The 16859-nt window shown below is 47.4% G+C and carries 17 protein-coding genes and 2 tRNA genes; 10 read left to right on the forward strand and 9 right to left on the reverse strand.

Translation table 11 applies throughout. From position 1 onward, the window contains the following. Positions 1–12: 12 nt before the first annotated feature. Entirely contained in the window at positions 13–480 is a 468-nt protein-coding gene (smpB, locus tag NG796_RS04490) for an SsrA-binding protein SmpB (protein ID WP_261204716.1), read from the forward strand. Between the two features lie 95 nt (positions 481–575). Here smpB and rpsU read toward each other — a convergent pair whose 3' ends face one another. Next, positions 576–758 carry a 30S ribosomal protein S21 gene (rpsU, locus tag NG796_RS04495; protein WP_015149204.1) on the reverse strand — a complete coding sequence of 61 codons (183 nt, stop codon included), beginning with the start codon at positions 756–758 and terminating at the stop codon, positions 576–578. A gap of 1004 nt (positions 759–1762) precedes the next feature. Here rpsU and NG796_RS04500 point away from each other — a divergent pair. Beyond that, a complete protein-coding gene (locus NG796_RS04500) occupies positions 1763–4450 on the forward strand; it encodes an EAL domain-containing protein (RefSeq protein ID WP_261204717.1) in 2688 nt (895 codons plus the stop codon). A gap of 427 nt (positions 4451–4877) precedes the next feature. Continuing rightward, the gene (locus NG796_RS04505; protein WP_261204718.1) at positions 4878–5924 is read left to right on the forward strand and encodes an acyltransferase family protein; all 1047 of its coding nucleotides are present in this window, start codon (positions 4878–4880) and stop codon (positions 5922–5924) included. A 37-nt stretch (positions 5925–5961) separates the two neighbouring features. On the opposite strand, the gene NG796_RS04510 is transcribed toward NG796_RS04505, so the two are convergent. After that, positions 5962–7110 (reverse strand): glycoside hydrolase family 10 protein, encoded by a 1149-nt coding sequence (locus NG796_RS04510; RefSeq protein WP_261204719.1) that lies wholly within the window; start codon positions 7108–7110, stop codon positions 5962–5964. Positions 7111–7238: 128 nt separating this feature from the next. Beyond that, complete coding sequence (locus NG796_RS04515) at positions 7239–7475, reverse strand: hypothetical protein (RefSeq protein ID WP_261204720.1); 237 nt, start codon at positions 7473–7475, stop codon at positions 7239–7241. 725 nt (positions 7476–8200) lie between these two features. Here NG796_RS04515 and NG796_RS04520 point away from each other — a divergent pair. Continuing rightward, positions 8201–8289 (forward strand) — tRNA-Ser (locus NG796_RS04520). A gap of 181 nt (positions 8290–8470) precedes the next feature. Here the strand turns inward: NG796_RS04520 and NG796_RS04525 are convergent. The 4 genes from NG796_RS04525 to NG796_RS04540 all read right to left on the reverse strand — a co-directional run bounded on the left by NG796_RS04525 (position 8471) and on the right by NG796_RS04540 (position 11676). Further along, on the reverse strand, positions 8471–9313 hold the full coding sequence (locus NG796_RS04525) for a hypothetical protein (RefSeq protein WP_261204721.1): 843 nt from the start codon (positions 9311–9313) through the stop codon (positions 8471–8473). Between the two features lie 62 nt (positions 9314–9375). After that, the gene (locus tag NG796_RS04530) at positions 9376–9588 is read right to left on the reverse strand and encodes a hypothetical protein (protein ID WP_261204722.1); all 213 of its coding nucleotides are present in this window, start codon (positions 9586–9588) and stop codon (positions 9376–9378) included. A gap of 166 nt (positions 9589–9754) precedes the next feature. After that, positions 9755–10468, reverse strand: coding sequence for a hypothetical protein (locus NG796_RS04535; protein ID WP_261204723.1), 714 nt, complete (start codon positions 10466–10468; stop codon positions 9755–9757). Positions 10469–10740: 272 nt separating this feature from the next. Next, the gene (locus NG796_RS04540) at positions 10741–11676 is read right to left on the reverse strand and encodes a serine hydrolase (RefSeq protein WP_261204724.1); all 936 of its coding nucleotides are present in this window, start codon (positions 11674–11676) and stop codon (positions 10741–10743) included. A 122-nt stretch (positions 11677–11798) separates the two neighbouring features. Here NG796_RS04540 and NG796_RS04545 point away from each other — a divergent pair, with 122 nt between their 5' ends. After that, positions 11799–12524 (forward strand): C40 family peptidase, encoded by a 726-nt coding sequence (locus NG796_RS04545; RefSeq protein ID WP_261204725.1) that lies wholly within the window; start codon positions 11799–11801, stop codon positions 12522–12524. A 251-nt stretch (positions 12525–12775) separates the two neighbouring features. Beyond that, positions 12776–14038 (forward strand): MFS transporter, encoded by a 1263-nt coding sequence (locus NG796_RS04550; RefSeq protein ID WP_261204727.1) that lies wholly within the window; start codon positions 12776–12778, stop codon positions 14036–14038. 77 nt (positions 14039–14115) lie between these two features. Here NG796_RS04550 and NG796_RS04555 read toward each other — a convergent pair. Next, positions 14116–14189: transfer RNA gene (locus NG796_RS04555), tRNA-Arg, on the reverse strand. 36 nt (positions 14190–14225) lie between these two features. On the opposite strand from NG796_RS04555, the gene moaC reads away from it, so the two are divergent. Beyond that, positions 14226–14744 carry a cyclic pyranopterin monophosphate synthase MoaC gene (moaC, locus tag NG796_RS04560; protein WP_261204728.1) on the forward strand — a complete coding sequence of 173 codons (519 nt, stop codon included), beginning with the start codon at positions 14226–14228 and terminating at the stop codon, positions 14742–14744. On the opposite strand, the gene NG796_RS04565 is transcribed toward moaC, so the two are convergent. Then, complete coding sequence (locus NG796_RS04565; protein WP_261204729.1) at positions 14741–15271, reverse strand: hypothetical protein; 531 nt, start codon at positions 15269–15271, stop codon at positions 14741–14743. The two genes, moaC and NG796_RS04565, sit on opposite strands and share 4 nt — an antisense overlap. A 310-nt stretch (positions 15272–15581) precedes the next feature. Between NG796_RS04565 and NG796_RS04570 the strand changes: the two genes are divergently transcribed. The 3 genes from NG796_RS04570 to sixA all read left to right on the forward strand — a co-directional run bounded on the left by NG796_RS04570 (position 15582) and on the right by sixA (position 16831). Further along, entirely contained in the window at positions 15582–15833 is a 252-nt protein-coding gene (locus NG796_RS04570) for a 2TM domain-containing protein (RefSeq protein WP_261204731.1), read from the forward strand. Next, positions 15826–16137, forward strand: a complete 312-nt coding sequence (locus NG796_RS04575; RefSeq protein WP_261204732.1) for a DUF3181 family protein — start codon at positions 15826–15828, stop codon at positions 16135–16137. Before NG796_RS04570 ends, NG796_RS04575 begins: the two co-directional genes overlap by 8 nt. Before the next feature lie 190 nt (positions 16138–16327). Next, positions 16328–16831 (forward strand): phosphohistidine phosphatase SixA, encoded by a 504-nt coding sequence (gene sixA / locus NG796_RS04580; protein WP_261204733.1) that lies wholly within the window; start codon positions 16328–16330, stop codon positions 16829–16831. The last annotated feature ends 28 nt before the right edge of the window (positions 16832–16859 follow it).

The raw sequence follows: 16859 nt of genomic DNA on the forward strand, positions 1-16859 counted from the left end.
TAAGAAATACAGATGGCGCAACAAAGCGAAGGCATCAAAATAGTCAGTGATAATCGCCAAGCCCGTTTTTTATATGAGATTCTGGAAACCTATGAAGCGGGGATTGCATTAAAGGGGACCGAGGTCAAATCCATTCGGGAAGGGAAGGTAAATATCCGAGATGGGTATGTTTTGTTTCGGGATGCGGAGGCGTGGCTGCTTAATGTGAATGTTTCCCCCTATCAGACGGCCAGTCTCTATTTTAACCATGAGCCGACCCGGAGTCGGAAACTTTTGCTGCACCGGGATCAAATCCGCAAATTGATTGGTAAGGTAGAACAGAAAGGCTTGACAATGGTACCGACGAAGATGTATCTCAAGCGTGGATTAGTTAAGGTAGAGATTGCTCTTGTCCGAGGTAAGCAGCTCCACGATAAGCGAGCGGCGGTGAAAGAACGGGACCACAAGCGGGAGATAGAACGGGCGTTAAAGCAGTATTAGCGCTTCTCGCAAGCTGCTTCCCACTCCCGGACTATCTACTGCAAAGGCGAGTTGCAAATGATGACCCCCGCTCCGATGAGCGGGTTGAGGGTCTTCTATCTGGAATATCTGCGTTTGCGTCGGCGTGCGATTTCTTTGCGCTTACGCTTTTCTAGGGGAGTTTCAAAGTGACGCTGACGCTTCATATCTGCATAAATTCCCTCTTTTGCAACTTGACGCTTAAAGCGGCGTAGTGCAGATTCGATCGCTTCATTTTCGCCGACAACGACTTGAGTCATCCGGTATCCTCCTGAGTATCAACAATAAGATGGGCGGGTGAAATATGCTCTACCCCAACTCGGGTAAGCTTGATATCCCAGTCACGGAAATAGCTGATGGGGGCGGTCCTCCCCTGTCGAGCCGTTTGCGAGGGTGGGGTTCACAATCGAAGGCTCGGAGATAGGAGCACAAAGCTGTCCCATCGCGCTTTGTCCGAAACTGGCTATCTGTTATGAATTGGCTTTAAAACCCGATAGTGTTTGTTGGCTTGTCTGTATCGCAACAAACACGACAATCAAACTTTATCTGCGAAATATATTTTAACACAGAATGCCTCGGGTTCAGGAAAAATCCTTGATTGCCAGTCCTTAGCTCATGCGATCGCCGCTTGCTCAATTGTTCTCTCCCCTTAAGGTGAGTGCAAGGGGGCGATCGCCTCACGCATTCAGAGAAATCGGATTGTAACATGAGAATGGGGATGAGGTTTCCTTTGGTGTTTCTCTAATTCGGAAAACCTTGGGGTTCTGCACAGCCGGGGTCCCGGGGAGGAGCCTCTAGGGAGGGTTTAAATAGAGGTTGCTGGAGGGGGCAGGACCTGGTTTTAACGGGATAGCCCAGAGGAGGATTCTTTACCCTATCCCGGATTGGGAGCAATTTCCGTTCAGGTGGGGGATGAGGAGCCTCGGCTGGTTTTTCCAACCTTGGGGCGAGGGATTCAAGGCTCATGGGAGAGGCGATCGCGTCCCTTTATTAAAAAATATCAAAACAATGGCCCGTTTTCATATTTTCTGTTTAAAACTCGTAAAATTAATATAAATACTTTGAGGTTGAGTAATTGATAAGTAAATTAACCTGTAACACCTAGAATAACCGCCCCAGGGCAAGGGGGTAATGTTGGGTATTCTTGACTAAAAATTTTCGGGGCAGGAGTTAGCTCAGTCAGTTGAGCGGCAGTTTAGGTAAATTACCGGCTCTGGGGAGCCCCGATTAAAATTAATATGCTAATCAAAGGTAGAATTCAGCAATGATTCGTAGAAAAATAAAGCGCAGTTCAGCGCCAATATTAGACCGAGAAAATTTATTGAACCGGATTGCCAGTCGGATTCGGCAATCTTTAGAATTACATGAAATTTTAGAAACCACCGCCCGAGAAATTCGAGCTTTTTTAAATACCCATCGGGTCAAAATTTATCGATTTGAAGAAGATGGCAGCGGAGAGGTCATTGCGGAATCGATTCAAAGCGATCGCTTACCCTCAATGTTGGGGCTAAGGTTTCCCGCTACGGATATTCCCATGAAGTCCCGAGAGTTATTTCTAACGGCCCGTCAACGGGTGATCGTAGATGTGCCATCGGGACGAAAAACCACTGAAGAACTTGATTTTTCAGACAATGGAGAAAGTATCAGCCGAGGAGGTATCCGCTATTGGCCCGTAGACCCCTGTCATGGGGAATATCTGACTAATATGGGGGTATCTTCTTCTTTAGCCATTCCGATTCTCCATCAACACCATCTTTGGGGATTGTTGGTTTCTCATCATGGTAAACCGAGGCGATATTCAGAACGAGAAATTGAGATTGTCCAATTGCTGGTGGATCAAATGTCGATTGCGATCGCCCAATCCGATTTATTAAATCGTACTCGCAATCAAGCTCGCGATGAAGCGGTCCTTAATAAAATTAGTGGATTGCTGCACTCGCCTTTAGACCTCAAAAAAATTCGCCAAACTGTTTTGAAAGAAACGGTTTTAGCGTTAAAAGCTGATGGAGGCCGACTTTATATCAATCCAGACATGACTGGGGCAGTGGCTCAAATCTATACTTATGGTGTTCAACCGAGTATGGCTTGGATTGAAGAAACAGATTGTTGGCAACAGTTGATTAATGGGAGTGATCAGATTGTGCCGACGCAGACCCAGACGGGGAGCGATCGCAAGGAAAATATCTCGGCCCCAGAACAGGCGATCTCTGAGGGATATGAACTCGATTTACCCGCTCATTTAAACGGGAATAAAGAAGCGCACCCTTCCTCACATTCTCCCGTTTATCTGCACAGTGTTAATATCGGCAATCTTTATCAAACCCCAGCTTTTAGTCCCTTATCCTCGGCTTTTAAACCGACTCAAATTCGCTCTATTTTGATTGTTCCTTTAAAATATAATAAACAATATTTAGGGTGTTTGACCCTGTTTAGGAATGAAATTGAAACCGAAACATTATGGGCGGGGAAAAATGATGTAGATGAACGAAACCGGAGACCTCGCGCTTCCTTTGAAGCGTGGCGAGAACTTAAAAAAGGACAGACCAAAATTTGGAAAATTGAAGAAATTAAACTGGCTGAATCCGTGGGGACTCATCTCTATATGGCCGTGATGCAACGACGAGTAGAAAAGTTGATTCGTCATGAAGCCTCTCACGATCGCCTGACGGGTTTAGCCAATCGTCTTCTCTTTAACGAGCGCCTTTCTTTGGCCCTCGCTGATACCCAACACCGGGCCGAAATGCTCGGGGTAATTTTTCTGGATTTAGATGGATTTAAAACGATTAATGATACCCTCGGTCATGCTTTGGGAGATGTGCTCCTCAAAATTGTCGCCGAACGTTTAAGTCGTTCTTTGCCCGAAGAAGATATGCTGGCCCGTTGGGGGGGGGATGAGTTTACGTTTTTAATTAATCATTTGAGTTCCGCTGAGGATGTGACGGAAATTAGCAACAAAATTTTACAGTGTTTTCACGACCCGTTTCGGTTAGAAGGTCAGGATTTTTATGTCAAAGCCAGCTTAGGAATTGCCCTAGCTCCCTATGATGGAGAAGATGTAGAAACACTTTTAAAAAATGCGGATGCAGCGATGTATCGAGCCAAACAACAAGGGAGGAACAACTATCAGCTTTACACCCCCGCGATCGGGACGAAAGCTTTTGAAAGACTCGTGTTAGAAACGAGTTTGCACAAAGCATTAGAACGGAATGAGTTCCGGATGTACTATCAACCTCAAATTAATTTAAAAACCGGACGAATTATCAGTATGGAAGCGCTGATTCGCTGGCAGCATCCTGAACTAGGGTTAGTTGCCCCCGGTGAATTTATTCCTTTGGCAGAAGAAACGGGTTTGATTTGTCCGATTGGGGCTTGGGCGATCGAAGCGGCAACCTGGCAAAATTACCAATGGCAGTTAGCCGGACTACCCCCGATTAGAATGGCGGTCAATTTATCGGCGCGTCAGTTTCATCAACAAAATTTACTACAAGAAATCGCCCAAATTTTAAGACAAACCAAACTCGCTCCTTGCTATTTAGAGTTGGAAATCACGGAAAGTATTGCGATGGAGGATGTTGATTTAACCATTTCTCTCTTGCATGGATTCCATGAAATGGGAATTGCCATTGCCTTGGATGATTTTGGCACGGGATATTCATCGTTATCCTCCCTGAAGCATTTCCCGTTAGATCAATTAAAAATTGACCGTTCATTTATTCAGGAAGTCACGACTAAATCCCATGATGCGGCTATTATTGAGACAATTCTGACCCTAGGGCATGGGTTGAATTTAGAGGTGATGGCTGAAGGGGTGGAAACATTAGAACAGTTGGAATTTTTGAAGTCCGTAAATTGTGATGCCGCCCAAGGTTATTTATTTAGTCAGCCTGTTCCTGTGGAAATTGCCACTGAACTATACCGTCAGTCCACATTTTCTTTCCATCTGAGTTCATAGTTTACCCAGAGAAAATTCGCGATACTTATAACCAGAGGTTGCCCGATTGGGTCCGTCTGTCCCTGGATCTGACCCGTCGAGTTTTTTGTACCGCCTGCGTAAAGGTAAGCGATCGCCTCCTCATTTCAAAACATTGAATTTAACCTCACCCTTTTATTGCAAATTGATGTTTCTGGCTTATAATATAATAATGACTCCACCCCCCACAGGGGGATAGTTCCTCTTTTACTCCGGGCTGCACCGCCCCCTTCAATCAGTTTTATCTCCTGATAGATTCACGACGCTACCCTGATATCCAATCGCCTTAAGCCAATTAAAATGATTCTTTAAAATAAAAAAGCTTGGGCATTTTAGAGCTATGCAACGGGGAAATTGTCCTTCGCCCTAAACTATCTCCGAATACTCTATCCTATAGGATTGAACGAATATGGGTGAAAAATTTTATTTTCCCAAGCTTGATGCCATTCGGGGAGCAGCCTGTTTTTATATTTTAATTCATAATTTTATTTACGGGTTACATAGTTTAAACCTCGTTCCGGATTTTGTTAAATTAATATTTTCGGCGGGACAAGAAGCCGTCATTGTATTTTTTATTTTAAGTGGATTTTTGGTCCGCATCTCTATATTCCGTCACCCGGATTTATCTTTTGGGACCTACTTCATTAAGCGATTTAGAAGAATCTATTTTCCTTTAATCCTTTCCATGTTGCTTTCGGTGTTAATTTTTGCCTGGAATGGAACGCTCCTTCACAAATTATCCGGGGTTGACATTATTGGTAATTTTTTGTTACTCCAGGATTTTGGTAGTGTTAAACCGGGAACTTGGTTTTACCCGTTTTTAGGCAATCTACCCCTCTGGTCATTATCCTATGAATGGTGGTTTTACTTGATGTTTTATCCCCTCATTCATTCGGTTATCAATCAAACTCGTCGGATTTACTCTGTTTTTTTATTTTCAGCAGGGTCCTATCTAACTTATGTGTTTTTTCCTAATCAAATTTCTTTAATTTGTTCTTACTTTATTATCGGATGGGTTGGGGTAGAAATAGCCAACTTATTTTTAAAAGACAGGACATTTACCTTTAAAAATATGCAACCCATTTTACTGACCCTATTCGGAATGGTGCTAATTTCTGCCCTTCCTGTGTTAGGGGAGTCTGAACTTAAGCCCGGTCACTATCCTTTTTTAATGTTTCGGCATTTCTTAGCAGCGTTTCTACTCTTGACCGGCGGACTGTATTGGTATCGTCATCACCTGATTTATTTTAATCGAATCTTAGGTTATTTTTCCATTTTAGCTCCCATTTCTTATGGAATTTATATATTTAGTTACCCCCTTTTAGTTCAATGGGGTTTGAATTCTAATTTACCGAAAAATTGGGCATTCTATGGATTAAATTTGATGATATTAATCGGCCTTGCTTATCTGACTGAGCGCAAGTGGCAACCGGCGATCGATCGCTGGATTAAATAGACCGATCGCCAATCTTGCTACCCCTCCCAAATCTCCCCTACAATCGACTCTTCAGCCAATTTAACCAACCGGAACCCCGGCGGTTTGTTTTGGCTGTTGGTTGATTGGCAACCCATTGATTTAACTCTAGGGCAGTGGGAAACGGCACAGGGCTACTATAGCGCGATCGCAAGGGTTTCGCTAACGCATTATTATCTTCCCGTAACCCTTCATAAAAAAATAACACCTCTCCCGGAAGCCCACAAGCCCGATTGTAGTCGATCGCACTCAACAAATATTCCGGACTAATCCGATATTTGCCTAACTTAATCAAAATCCCTGGAGAAATGCGCGGTAACTGTTCGGAAAAACAAGGGCTGTTTACCATTTGATTAACCACCCGTTGATAACTCTGAAAATCCCGGCGATAAATCTGAGGATGCATCAAATCTGTCAAGCCTCGGTTCAGCCAGGTTTGAGAATCTTGCAGGTATTCATTTAAACACCACGGATAAATATTGGGGGAAAGGGAAACCAATAAATTTGGATTAATTCCCTTAATTTGTTGAGACAGTTGCGATAAAAATTCCGTGAGTAAATCCGCCCGCCATTGCAACCACTGGGAGTCTTGACAATTGGACGGGGGATCGCACTGAAAGGTCTGACGATAAAGGTTTCGGGTAAACTCATCGTAGCCCCCTTCTCGGGGGAATGCCGGGAGGCGATCATCTCCTTGGATACCTGCGATCGCGTAATTTTGGACCACTTCTAAAATTAACTGGGACAAGAAATTTTGAACCTCTGGGTGCAAGGCATTCATCCACTCAAACCCATTTTTGTTGAGAAGATTTCCCGAGAGGTCTTTGGCGGCCCATTCCGGTTTTTTTTGCAGTACCATTCCCCCATTAGACTGATAGGAACTGGCGAATCCATATTCAAACCAGGGAATCACGGCAATCCCACAGGACTTCGCCGCTGCAATCAGTTCACCTAAAGGGTCTCGACCTTGATAGAGGGGATCAATTTCCATGCCAAAGGTCTCCCTTAAAACCCGACTGGGATAGAGGGTTAATCCTTTGGTCCAGACGACCGGAAAAATTACATTAAATCCTGTCTCGGCGAGAAAGGCGACTGCTTCATTGATTTTTTCTTGGGATCGGAAGACTTGACTATCGGTAGTCGTCATCCAAACGCCGCGTATTTCCATAATATTTTTGCTAAGAGGAGAGAGTCAGGGGCTATTGAGACAAAACCCCGTAGGTGGGTTTGAACTTACGGGGTGATAAGGAATACAGGAGGTTAATCCGGGGAGAATCAGTGTTCCAAAAACGGATTCTAAGCGATCGCTTTTTCTAGGTACGGTTCTATCAGGGTCTCTGTCAGCAATTGCTGATCAAGTTCGCCCAGTTGTGTGGCAACTCCATCCCAACTACACAGGTTTTCTACTCGTTCTCGGGATGCTTCTTTGAGGCGATCGCCCCAGGTGGGATTGGACAGAATCCGATCAATCGCTTCAGCAAATGCCGCATCCTCTTGGGGTGGACAGAGTAATCCTGTTTCTTCGGCTTTCACAGTAAAGCACGAGTCACACCGACCCCCATAGCGGCGATTAACTTATACTTAACTGCCCCCAAAGAGTGGTAAACGTGAACTGACTTCCCCCCTTGTTGTTTCTTGAGTTCCCTTCCCACCGCGAGCGATCGCGGGTTTTACTTTGATCATACTGGATTGAGTAGCAACACCCCTTGTACTCGGATTAAAGCTCACATTCTTCCGTCCCGGGTTAACGTGAGAGAAAATATCCCATCTTGCCAGACAGATACGCCACTTTTAACCGTTACTTAGGGTAAACCCTCTAATCTTTGCGGCTAGATTAACGTTGCTGTTCATCATCCAACCGACTGAAGAGGTCGGGCGAGTTGAGTCGGGTGACTCACTTTCGATGAGAAGTTTCAGGGGACCCGCAGCAGTCATCTCCAATCCCTAACTCTCTCAGATGGAGGGGAAAATAGATGCGCAACCGGGTAACAGATTGGAAACCCAGCCTGGAGATACTGGGGACCCAACTCCTCCCGATTTAACCGTTACGTTAGGTGACCCCAATTACCTTTGGTCCACCTCGCGTCAAATCAATGGCATATTCTAAGTCAGTGAAACCCTTACCTAGACACTATTGAGGGCAACTAAATCGGGGAGTGGGTTTCAGTTCTATCCAGTTTTTTTAAAAAATTGCAAAATTCCTGGCAAAAGGTCTTTTCAGACCGAAAAAAACCTGCTATGATGTCTCAAGACACCTTGGAGAGGTGGCTGAGTGGTTGAAAGCGGCAGATTGCTAATCTGTTTTACGGTTTTAATCGTAACGAGGGTTCGAATCCCTCCCTCTCCGTTGTGAAAGCACTAAGGCTCCGATAAAACTCACCTGAGTTAATGATCGGCAACTCTGAGCAGATCTCAGCAAATGCTGGAGTTGAATGAGTCAGTGTAGAGCAATTTAGTTTAGAAATCCCCCACCCCTTGCAAAAGTCGTGGGGGATTTTTTATGGTGGTTGGGTTCCCTGGAGCGATCGCTACCAGCGATAACCAACACCGATATAGCCAACGGGGAAGGGAATTACATCATCAAAGTAGTACAACCCTGCACCAATATTACCCCCAGCGTACCAGCCATTATCCCATTGATAATCGCCACCGATGGTCGCATAGGGTAACGCCAAGGCTAGGGTTCCTACCCCCCAGGATCCCGTAAACTGTCCGGGAACCGCAGGCTGAAAGTATTTTTTGTAGGAGACGCCGAGTGACAGGTTAATACCTAGGACGCTATCAACTCCCTCGCCGTCCATCCTCACCCATCCAAAGTTGGGTAAATCAAAACCGGCGCTGTAGCGATAATTGGGAAAACGAGCCTGAGCCAGATCCGATTCCGAGGGGGATTGCGCTTCGGTGTTTTCCGGAAGAATAGCGGCCTCCCTTACGAAGTCCTCTTTATTAAAATCAATGGATAGTTCCAAATCCTCAAGAACTGCGGGGTCAGTTTCCGTCAGTGGCGCGATCGCCGTTTCCCCTTCTTCCTGAGTTGATAGTGCTTCCAGACCTATTTCCGGGGAAGATTGCACTTCGGTGGTTTCTGGAAGGATAGCGGCATCCTTTACGAAGTCCCCTTGATTAAAGTCTATGGACAGTTCAAAATCCTCAAGAACTGCGGGGTCAGTTTCCGTCAGTGGCGCGATCGCCGTTTCCCCTTCTTCCTGAGTCGGTTGTGCCTCCAGATCCATCGGCCAGTGCCTCTCCACACTGGGTTGCTCTGGGAGACTGGGATATTGTGCGGTAGCCGGTAGGGTCTGTTGGATTGCTAACCAAGGCAATACCATCAAAGCACTATATCCGGCCCATTTTTTCCTCACACCCATCATAAGCCCTCCAAATTCATCAATAAACGTGAATTATTTTGCTTTGTTTTTGCATGAGTTCGGGTTTATAAAAAGTAAATTGGATTGGAAATGAATTGGCGATTGAACGCCAGAAATTCTTGAGAATAAAGCACCGAGATATTCCCCATAAATCCGCGTGTTCCATAAACCGCGAAATCCACAAACTCAAAGCAAAAACTCTTAGCAATCTGCCATTCCAGGGCAAAAATTGGATAACCCAGAAGGGCAGATACTAAAACATTGTTAATGTAATCCATCCCACTCCAAGATGCAATCTTCCCTGAGATGTATTTTCTTTGTTATGTAAACAAAACTTAACAAATAGTGGAAGGAGGAATACTACGCTTTTACTGAAGATGGAGGGAAAGGGCGATCGCTGATTCCGATCACGAACCTATCGGAAAGGGGTTACGGCAAAGGCATTTAAAACCGATACCCTCCGCCAACAAAGATTCCCACTTCAACCTCCTCAACATACCCAACATTTAAGGCAGCGTTAGCGACAAATCGGTCAAATAAGACTCGATCAATTCCCACCGTGCCAAAAAATCCAATGAAATTATCCTCATCCGTTGAAAGCGCAATGCCACTGCCGATATAAGGCGCAAGATCGACTTGTAAGCTATCGTCCGTATCCGCAAAGGGAAAGTCAATGGTGACCGGGACAAGCAGCATCAAGTCTTCTCCAAATAACAGGGAAGGACGGACAGACACTTGCTCGGCGAGGCCAATTTTACTTGTTAAGGCAAAACTTCCACCTCCCAGGGGACTAGCATCATCACTTAACCCAACATTAATGGCAGCACCGATATAGTTACCCACGCCCCGACTGGTTCGACCCAGTTCAATATCGTTATTTCGTTGAGCCAAAACCGGATGATTTTCCGCTTCAGTCGCAGGGTTTTGGGGAACGGTTTGCTGGTCGGGGATCCTGAAGTAATGGGGGGTGGCGATCGCTGTTGTTCCCGTCAATAATTCCGCCACATTTCCCGATTCAGTCGCGAGTAATGGCGGTGGATTTCCCCCCTCAGATTGGACTTCCCAGGAGAGCGGTTGAACGAAGGTATCCTCCGGCAACTGAGCGATCGCCTTTAACCCCAATTCCCTAGCCATATCTCCTGAGAATGATTCAGCCATCGCTTTTTTTGGACCACTCCCGCCCGGGAGAGCCATCAGACCCAATAAAAAAATACCCGTTGCGATCGATAGAAACTTCACAATTACTCCTAATAGGTACTTCAATGTTAAATGGGAGAAATTTTATTCTGAAAAGCCAAATTCAGCTTTAACGAATGCATCGCCCTCCGCAGACCCCCCCAGAACCTGACTCCGCGCCCAACCCAGGCGATCGCCTTGAGCTTGCACCCAGAACATCCTCACCCCCAAAAAACGCCAAAACCAGTCCCGTGTTACAGTGAACCCACCGCACTGGCAACTTGTTGGGAAACAAAAGGCAAAATCGCTTCATTTTTGCTGTGCGCCTTCCCTTCGGTAAAGACCACCAATAAATAAGGGCGCTGTTCCGGTAATTCAATATAAGCTGCATCGTGGCGAACTGTACTGGTTAAACCAGCTTTAGACCAAATCCGACTCTGGCGATCGAGACCCGCACCCAAAAACCCGGTTACTTGATTTTCCGGGTCCTCCGCCAGGTCCTCGGGTTCTAGCGATCGCTTCATTAACTTCATCATCGCCGTAGTCGCTTTCGCCGAAACCGCTACCCCACCGACAATACTATGCAAGAGCCGTGCCGTCGCATTGGTGGTCAGCATATTGCGATTTTCCATTAACTCTCCCAGGAAAACCCGCTCGCGACCATAAGCCCCATCACACCAGGTTTTGTGATTAACATTGATGGATTCCAATTCCGGCCATCCCAGAGACTGAAAGTAGCGATTGACTAAATTGCGCTGGTGCTTCCAGGTTTCAAACGGTCCTGGGGACAATTCTGGACCACTGGTGGTCCCGGTTAACACATCCACCACCAGACTCGTGGCATCATTGCTGGAGTCCACAATCATATCTCGGATGGCCCGTTCTAACTCGGGGGACGTCTGAATCATCTCTTTTTCAATCCATTCATAGACCGCAACGAGATAGAACAGCTTGACCACACTGGCGGGATAAATCCGTTCCACGCCACGATAGTTAAATCCGCGAACAGGATGGTCCCAAAATGCATCGGGACTCAGGGCACCGCCAGTATTCACCGATACGGGTGGGTCATAAACCACCCAGGTCATTGCCAGTTGGTTGCGGTTTAATTGGGGGAATTGCTCCCAGGTTGCCGCTAGAATGCGATCGCCTAGGGTTTCGAGTTGCTCGTCTTTGCGGAAAAATGTCATGGTTCTCTCTGCGGTTGTTTGATTCAAAAGTTAGAAGTCAGAATCAATTATTCTCTCTTCTAGCGACTTTCCTACGGCAGTCGCGTTACTGTGCCTTAACAATTAAGCCTTGATTTCTAACTATGGTTTCTCTGAGTCAGCTTCAATTTAATCTAGCTTCTAAAGGGTCCGATGCACCGCAATATCGATGCCGAGTCGATCTCAATCTGTATGATTCCCCCCAGTGCGAGGCCCTGGCAACCCAGGCATCCGAGGGCCGTCTGCTGAAAATTGTCCTCCCTCCGTCGGAGGGGGCTGTAGAGGTCAAATTATGTGAAGATGACTATCCCGGATGGGTAGCACTCACGGATTTGGAGCATCTGGACTTAGCCGAGTCCCCTTACCAGGCGATCGCCCGGGACCGGACCCAAATAGAACCCCAAATCCCCGCTATCATTGCCTTTACCCACCAGGCCATGAGCGTCCCTAATGAGTATCTGTGGGGAGGAACCGTCCCCCCCAACTATGACTGTTCTGGGTTAATGCAGGCCGCCTTCCGCACTGCTGAAGTTTGGTTACCTCGGGATGCCTATCAACAGGAAGCCTTTACCCAACCTATTCCCCTGGAGGAATTACAGGCGGGGGATCTCGTCTTTTTTGGAACCCCAGAAAAAGCCACTCATGTGGGTCTTTATCTCGGCGAAGGTCGTTATATCCACAGTTCCGGGAAAAAAGTAGGGCGCAACGGCATCGGCATCGATGTCCTCTCCGCAAACAGCGATGATCCCGTCAGTCGTTGCTATTATCAACAACTCCGAGGTGCAGGGCGAGTTTTAAGGAGTTATTTGCCCCAAGACTCGGAAATCTAAAGCGTCGAAATCTTAATATTCTTTAACAAACTGGGGAAAAATCATTAGCATAAAAGAGGGGGCGGCAGATTGCGGCCTCCTCGCGCATCGGGACCCGATGAGATCCCACAGACAAGAGACGGGGTTTTTGGCCCTTTCTGGGTGGCTATCAAAGGCAGAAATGTGGTCAAAATATCCGGTTTGTCTTGTCGTTACTCGACCGATGCCCGAGCTCAGTCATTTGTTGCAGTGGAAGAAAAGGAACCAAGGTTTTGAAGGTATTTTTAGAGATAGAGCCGCAGCGTCGTCATAGCCTGTTGGGATTATTTGCGGCAGGCTTATTATTTTGGTCTTCTCTGGCTTCATTGCTGCCCACACTGCCGCTTTATGTCGAGCATATCGGGGGAACCAAAGGACAAATCGGGTTGGTCATGGGGGCATTTGCCCTGGGGTTACTCCCTTCCCGGGCTTGGTTAGGACCCCTGAGCGATCGCCGGGGTCGGAAAATTGTATTACGCTTGGGGACCCTTGTGGCAACGATCGCCCCGTTAGGATATCTCTTCGTCGATTCCATTCCCCTGTTGATGGCATTACGGGCATTTCACGGCATTAGTATCGCTGCTTTTACCACGGCTTATAGTGCCTTAATCACCGATTTAGCCCCCGATCGCAATCGGGGCGAATTGATTGGATATATGAGTTTGGTCAATCCTTTAGGGGTTGCCATTGGACCCGCCCTCGGAGGGTTTTTATTGGAAGCTGCCGGTTACCCACCCCTCTTTGTCATGGCATTTGGATTGGGACTACTCAGCTTCCTGTTACTCTATTTCGTCAGTGAACCTCTACGGGAGGATTTAAGCGCCCCCGCACTGGGCAAAGACTCGGAAAATCCCACCGCCAAAGCCGATTCGTTTTGGGGGCTGTTATGGAGTCCTCGGGTCCGAATTCCCTCCCTAGTCATGCTGCAAATTGGGTTAGTCTTTGGATTGGTAGCGACCTTTGTCTCTTTGTTTATTAAGGAGACAGTCAGTGATTTTAATCCGGGATGGTTTTATACCGCAGCAGCTATTGTGAGTTTTAGTATGCGTCTGCTCACGGGTCGCGCCTCGGACCGTTACGGACGCGGACTCTTTATCTCCGGGGGTTTGCTGGCGTACTGTGTGGCAATGGTTTTGCTGTGGACTGCCCAGGATAGCCGGGATTTTTTACTGGCTGGGGCGGTAGAAGGATGTGGTGCCGGAATGTTTCTGCCGATGATGGTGGCCCTCGTTGCAGACCGCTGTGCACCCAAGGAACGGGGGCGATTGTTTGCGCTGTGTATTGGCGGGTTTGATTTGGGGATTGCTCTAGCGGGACCCATTGTGGGGGTTTTGGCAGAAGATATAGGCTATCGAAATATTTTCGCGATCGCCTCGGTGCTGGCGTTCTTAGCCTTGGGGATTTTTCTCACCCAGTCCAATATGAATTTACGCCACTCGGTGAAGTTTGCCCTCGGTCGCGATCGCGACCTCTATGCCCTGCAAAAATCCTCCTGACCCAATGAACCAAAAATTTGGGGTGCTGAATTAGATTAAGCTAATTCAGCACCCCAAATTTGTTTAGAGTTTAAAAACGGGCTAGGAGGGATTCGAACCCCCGACACCGTGGTCCGTAGCCACGTGCTCTAGTCCACTGAGCTACAAGCCCTTACCGCTTAATCATACTAACACAGGCTTTTGGAAAATGAAACCCCCTTTTCAAAAAAATTCTGAAAATTCCCCAAACCCTTATCAGTTAAGCCATTTGGACGCTGAAGGACAAGCGCGAATGGTGGATGTGTCAGAAAAAGCAGTTACCCTTCGGCAGGCGATCGCCTTGGGACAAGTCCGGATGGATCGCGCAACTTTTGACCAAATTCAAGCCGGGAATGCCCCCAAAGGAGATGTCTTAGGAACAGCGAGACTGGCGGGAATTTTAGGTGCTAAACAAACCTCGGGGTTGATTCCCTTGTGTCATCCCTTACCCTTGCACAAAATTGATGTTGAGATTTTGCCCGACGAGGAACTTCCCGGCTATCGGATTCTCGCCGAAGTCAGGACCAAAGCCGAAACTGGGGTAGAAATGGAAGCCTTAACGGCAGTCTCCGTGGCGGCACTGACCCTTTATGACATGGCAAAAGCGTTATCGAAGGCGATCGCCATTGAAAGCATTCGCCTAGAAAGCAAGACTGGGGGCAAATCGGGAGACTATCAAGCCGATTAAAACGCTTTGGGAGTGGCATAAGGTTTGAGGACCTGCTCACCGAGGGTCACCAATTGTTGGGACCCTTCAATCATCAACAAATACCCGCCCTGGCGCAGATGATGATGATAAACTCCCACCGTGGAACCCTCGCCCAAAAAGCCAATTAACCCGCCCACCACCCCTCCCAAAACAGCGGCGATCGCCACCCCGCCCGGAATGAGCAACAGCGGGTTAAACCCCAGGGGGTTAATCAGTTCCAGGTGTAAAGCCAAAACCAATCCCGAACCCACCAGGAACCCCATTGTGGCAAACACCACTAAAAAACGGCGAGCTTGGTCCACCGCAATTTGCATCGGTTCTAATAAACCCACACGAGCCGGAGAACTGTACCCTTCACCGACAATCGCCAGATGCTCCGGGGAAATCCCGTGATACTGTAAGAGTCGATAGGCGTCAAAAGTCGCTGCTTCATTAGCTAAGGGAATGATTGCCAGAGCGGTCTGGCGATTGCGAGAATGTTGCCGGAGTAAGCGCGAAGGAATCACAAAGCTGCTGGGGTGGTTGGGGTGGTGAAGGTTGCTACTTGCATTTTATCCTGTGTTTTTTGAACTAAGACTGGGGAAAAATCTTCTTTCTCCCTGGGAATAGGGAATTCATCCGGTAATCCCTTGGGGAAATGGATGGAAGAGCGCCCTAGTTTTGAAGCGTGTTAACAAATCTTGGCGAAAACCCAATGATCGGCAACTGCAATGAGGGGCGATCGCTGATTGATTCGAGGTAGGGAAGACTTACAATTTTAGAAGTACAAGCCCGGGCCAAAACCCGAGCGACTTCAGTTCAAAAAACAGGTAATCTATGCCTCCTCGTTGGCCTCGTCAACCCGATCGCAGCGAACCGGATTACCGGAAACTCGACGATCGCATGAATTTCGCCGTCCATGTCGCCCTGTTCGCGGCGAGCAATTCCGGCCTCTGGTTTTTCCGCGCATGGCAATCTTCCCCCTGGACCTGGACCCCTTGGCTCACCAGCGCTTGGCTACTGCTGTTAATCGCTCATGGGGTGTATATTTTCGCAATTGCAAACTATTCCGAAAAATCTAATGGCTAATTCCAGTAACACTGAAAAAATAGAAGCCCTGGCTGCTCAGATTGCCGATCGCGTTTATATCGATGTCGCCAAATGGCGTCTGCGCTTAGATGACGCTCATCTGCACACCCTCGTGGCTGAACAACTCTATCCCTTAGTCAGCGACAATGCCGCTATCAATGAATCCGACGTCAGCAAAGTGCTTGCGGGAATCAACGTTAATCTCGGTGGCGGACGGCGACAAATTCCCCTAATTGATCTGATTCCCACCGGAGAACAAATGGACCTCCTCCGCATTTTAGAAGAGTTTCAGCGCGAACTTTAATCCTTCAGCATCGACACAGACCACTAGAACCCGACTCCACAAGAGCTTTACCCCCAGTGGGGCGCTTGAGGAAAACATCCCTCGGGGGCATTTTTGGCCCCTGGGTCACTTTCTGACCTGAGCCGTATTTCTCAGGTCCAAATCAGGGTTTTGCGATCGGGAATCCAGCCTCACCAGGAAAATGAGATTCATGAAAACACCCTCTAAAGTTTATTTGATCCGGCACGGGATCGCCGAAAACCGGGTAGAGAATGCCCCCGATGAGAAGCGCCAGCTAACCAAGGAGGGAGTTGAAAAAACCCGGAAAGTAGCCAACCGTCTGCATCATTTGAATATTCATTTCGATCTGATTTTGACCAGTCCTCTGCTTAGGGCAAAGCAAACGGCTGATATTCTCCAAACCGCTGGTCTCGGTCAACAGATTAAAGAATCTACTTCCCTGGTTCCGAATGGGGATATCAATAACTGGCTCAACTGGTATCAGCAATGGCGTCAAAATGGCGGGCATTGTTTGGCCCTCGTCGGACATCAGCCGGATCAGGGGAACTGGGCCGAAATTTTGGTGTGGGGAGAACCCAAAGAAGGACTGATCCTCAAAAAAGCTGGGGTGATTGGTTTGGTCCTCCCAGAAACCGGGGATCCCGTGGGGAATAGTTCCCTATTTTGGCTAACCTCTCCCAAATTATTGCTATAACCTGAATGGCTGATTCGTTATGGGTTAC

The organism is Laspinema sp. D2d (genome assembly GCF_025370755.1).
Taxonomy (GTDB): domain Bacteria; phylum Cyanobacteriota; class Cyanobacteriia; order Cyanobacteriales; family Laspinemataceae; genus Laspinema.

Coding starts and splice junctions, on each gene's coding strand:
- NG796_RS04505 (WP_261204718.1), top strand. CDS start 4,878: ATGGGTGAAAAATTTTATTTTCCCAAGCTTGATGCCATTCGGGGAGCA.
- NG796_RS04500 (WP_261204717.1), top strand. CDS start 1,763: ATGATTCGTAGAAAAATAAAGCGCAGTTCAGCGCCAATATTAGACCGA.
- rpsU (WP_015149204.1), bottom strand. CDS start 758: ATGACTCAAGTCGTTGTCGGCGAAAATGAAGCGATCGAATCTGCACTA.
- NG796_RS04545 (WP_261204725.1), top strand. CDS start 11,799: ATGGTTTCTCTGAGTCAGCTTCAATTTAATCTAGCTTCTAAAGGGTCC.
- NG796_RS04540 (WP_261204724.1), bottom strand. CDS start 11,676: ATGACATTTTTCCGCAAAGACGAGCAACTCGAAACCCTAGGCGATCGC.
- NG796_RS04530 (WP_261204722.1), bottom strand. CDS start 9,588: ATGGATTACATTAACAATGTTTTAGTATCTGCCCTTCTGGGTTATCCA.
- sixA (WP_261204733.1), top strand. CDS start 16,328: ATGAAAACACCCTCTAAAGTTTATTTGATCCGGCACGGGATCGCCGAA.
- moaC (WP_261204728.1), top strand. CDS start 14,226: ATGAAACCCCCTTTTCAAAAAAATTCTGAAAATTCCCCAAACCCTTAT.
- NG796_RS04570 (WP_261204731.1), top strand. CDS start 15,582: ATGCCTCCTCGTTGGCCTCGTCAACCCGATCGCAGCGAACCGGATTAC.
- smpB (WP_261204716.1), top strand. CDS start 13: ATGGCGCAACAAAGCGAAGGCATCAAAATAGTCAGTGATAATCGCCAA.
- NG796_RS04535 (WP_261204723.1), bottom strand. CDS start 10,468: ATGGCTGAATCATTCTCAGGAGATATGGCTAGGGAATTGGGGTTAAAG.
- NG796_RS04525 (WP_261204721.1), bottom strand. CDS start 9,313: ATGATGGGTGTGAGGAAAAAATGGGCCGGATATAGTGCTTTGATGGTA.
- NG796_RS04575 (WP_261204732.1), top strand. CDS start 15,826: ATGGCTAATTCCAGTAACACTGAAAAAATAGAAGCCCTGGCTGCTCAG.
- NG796_RS04510 (WP_261204719.1), bottom strand. CDS start 7,110: ATGGAAATACGCGGCGTTTGGATGACGACTACCGATAGTCAAGTCTTC.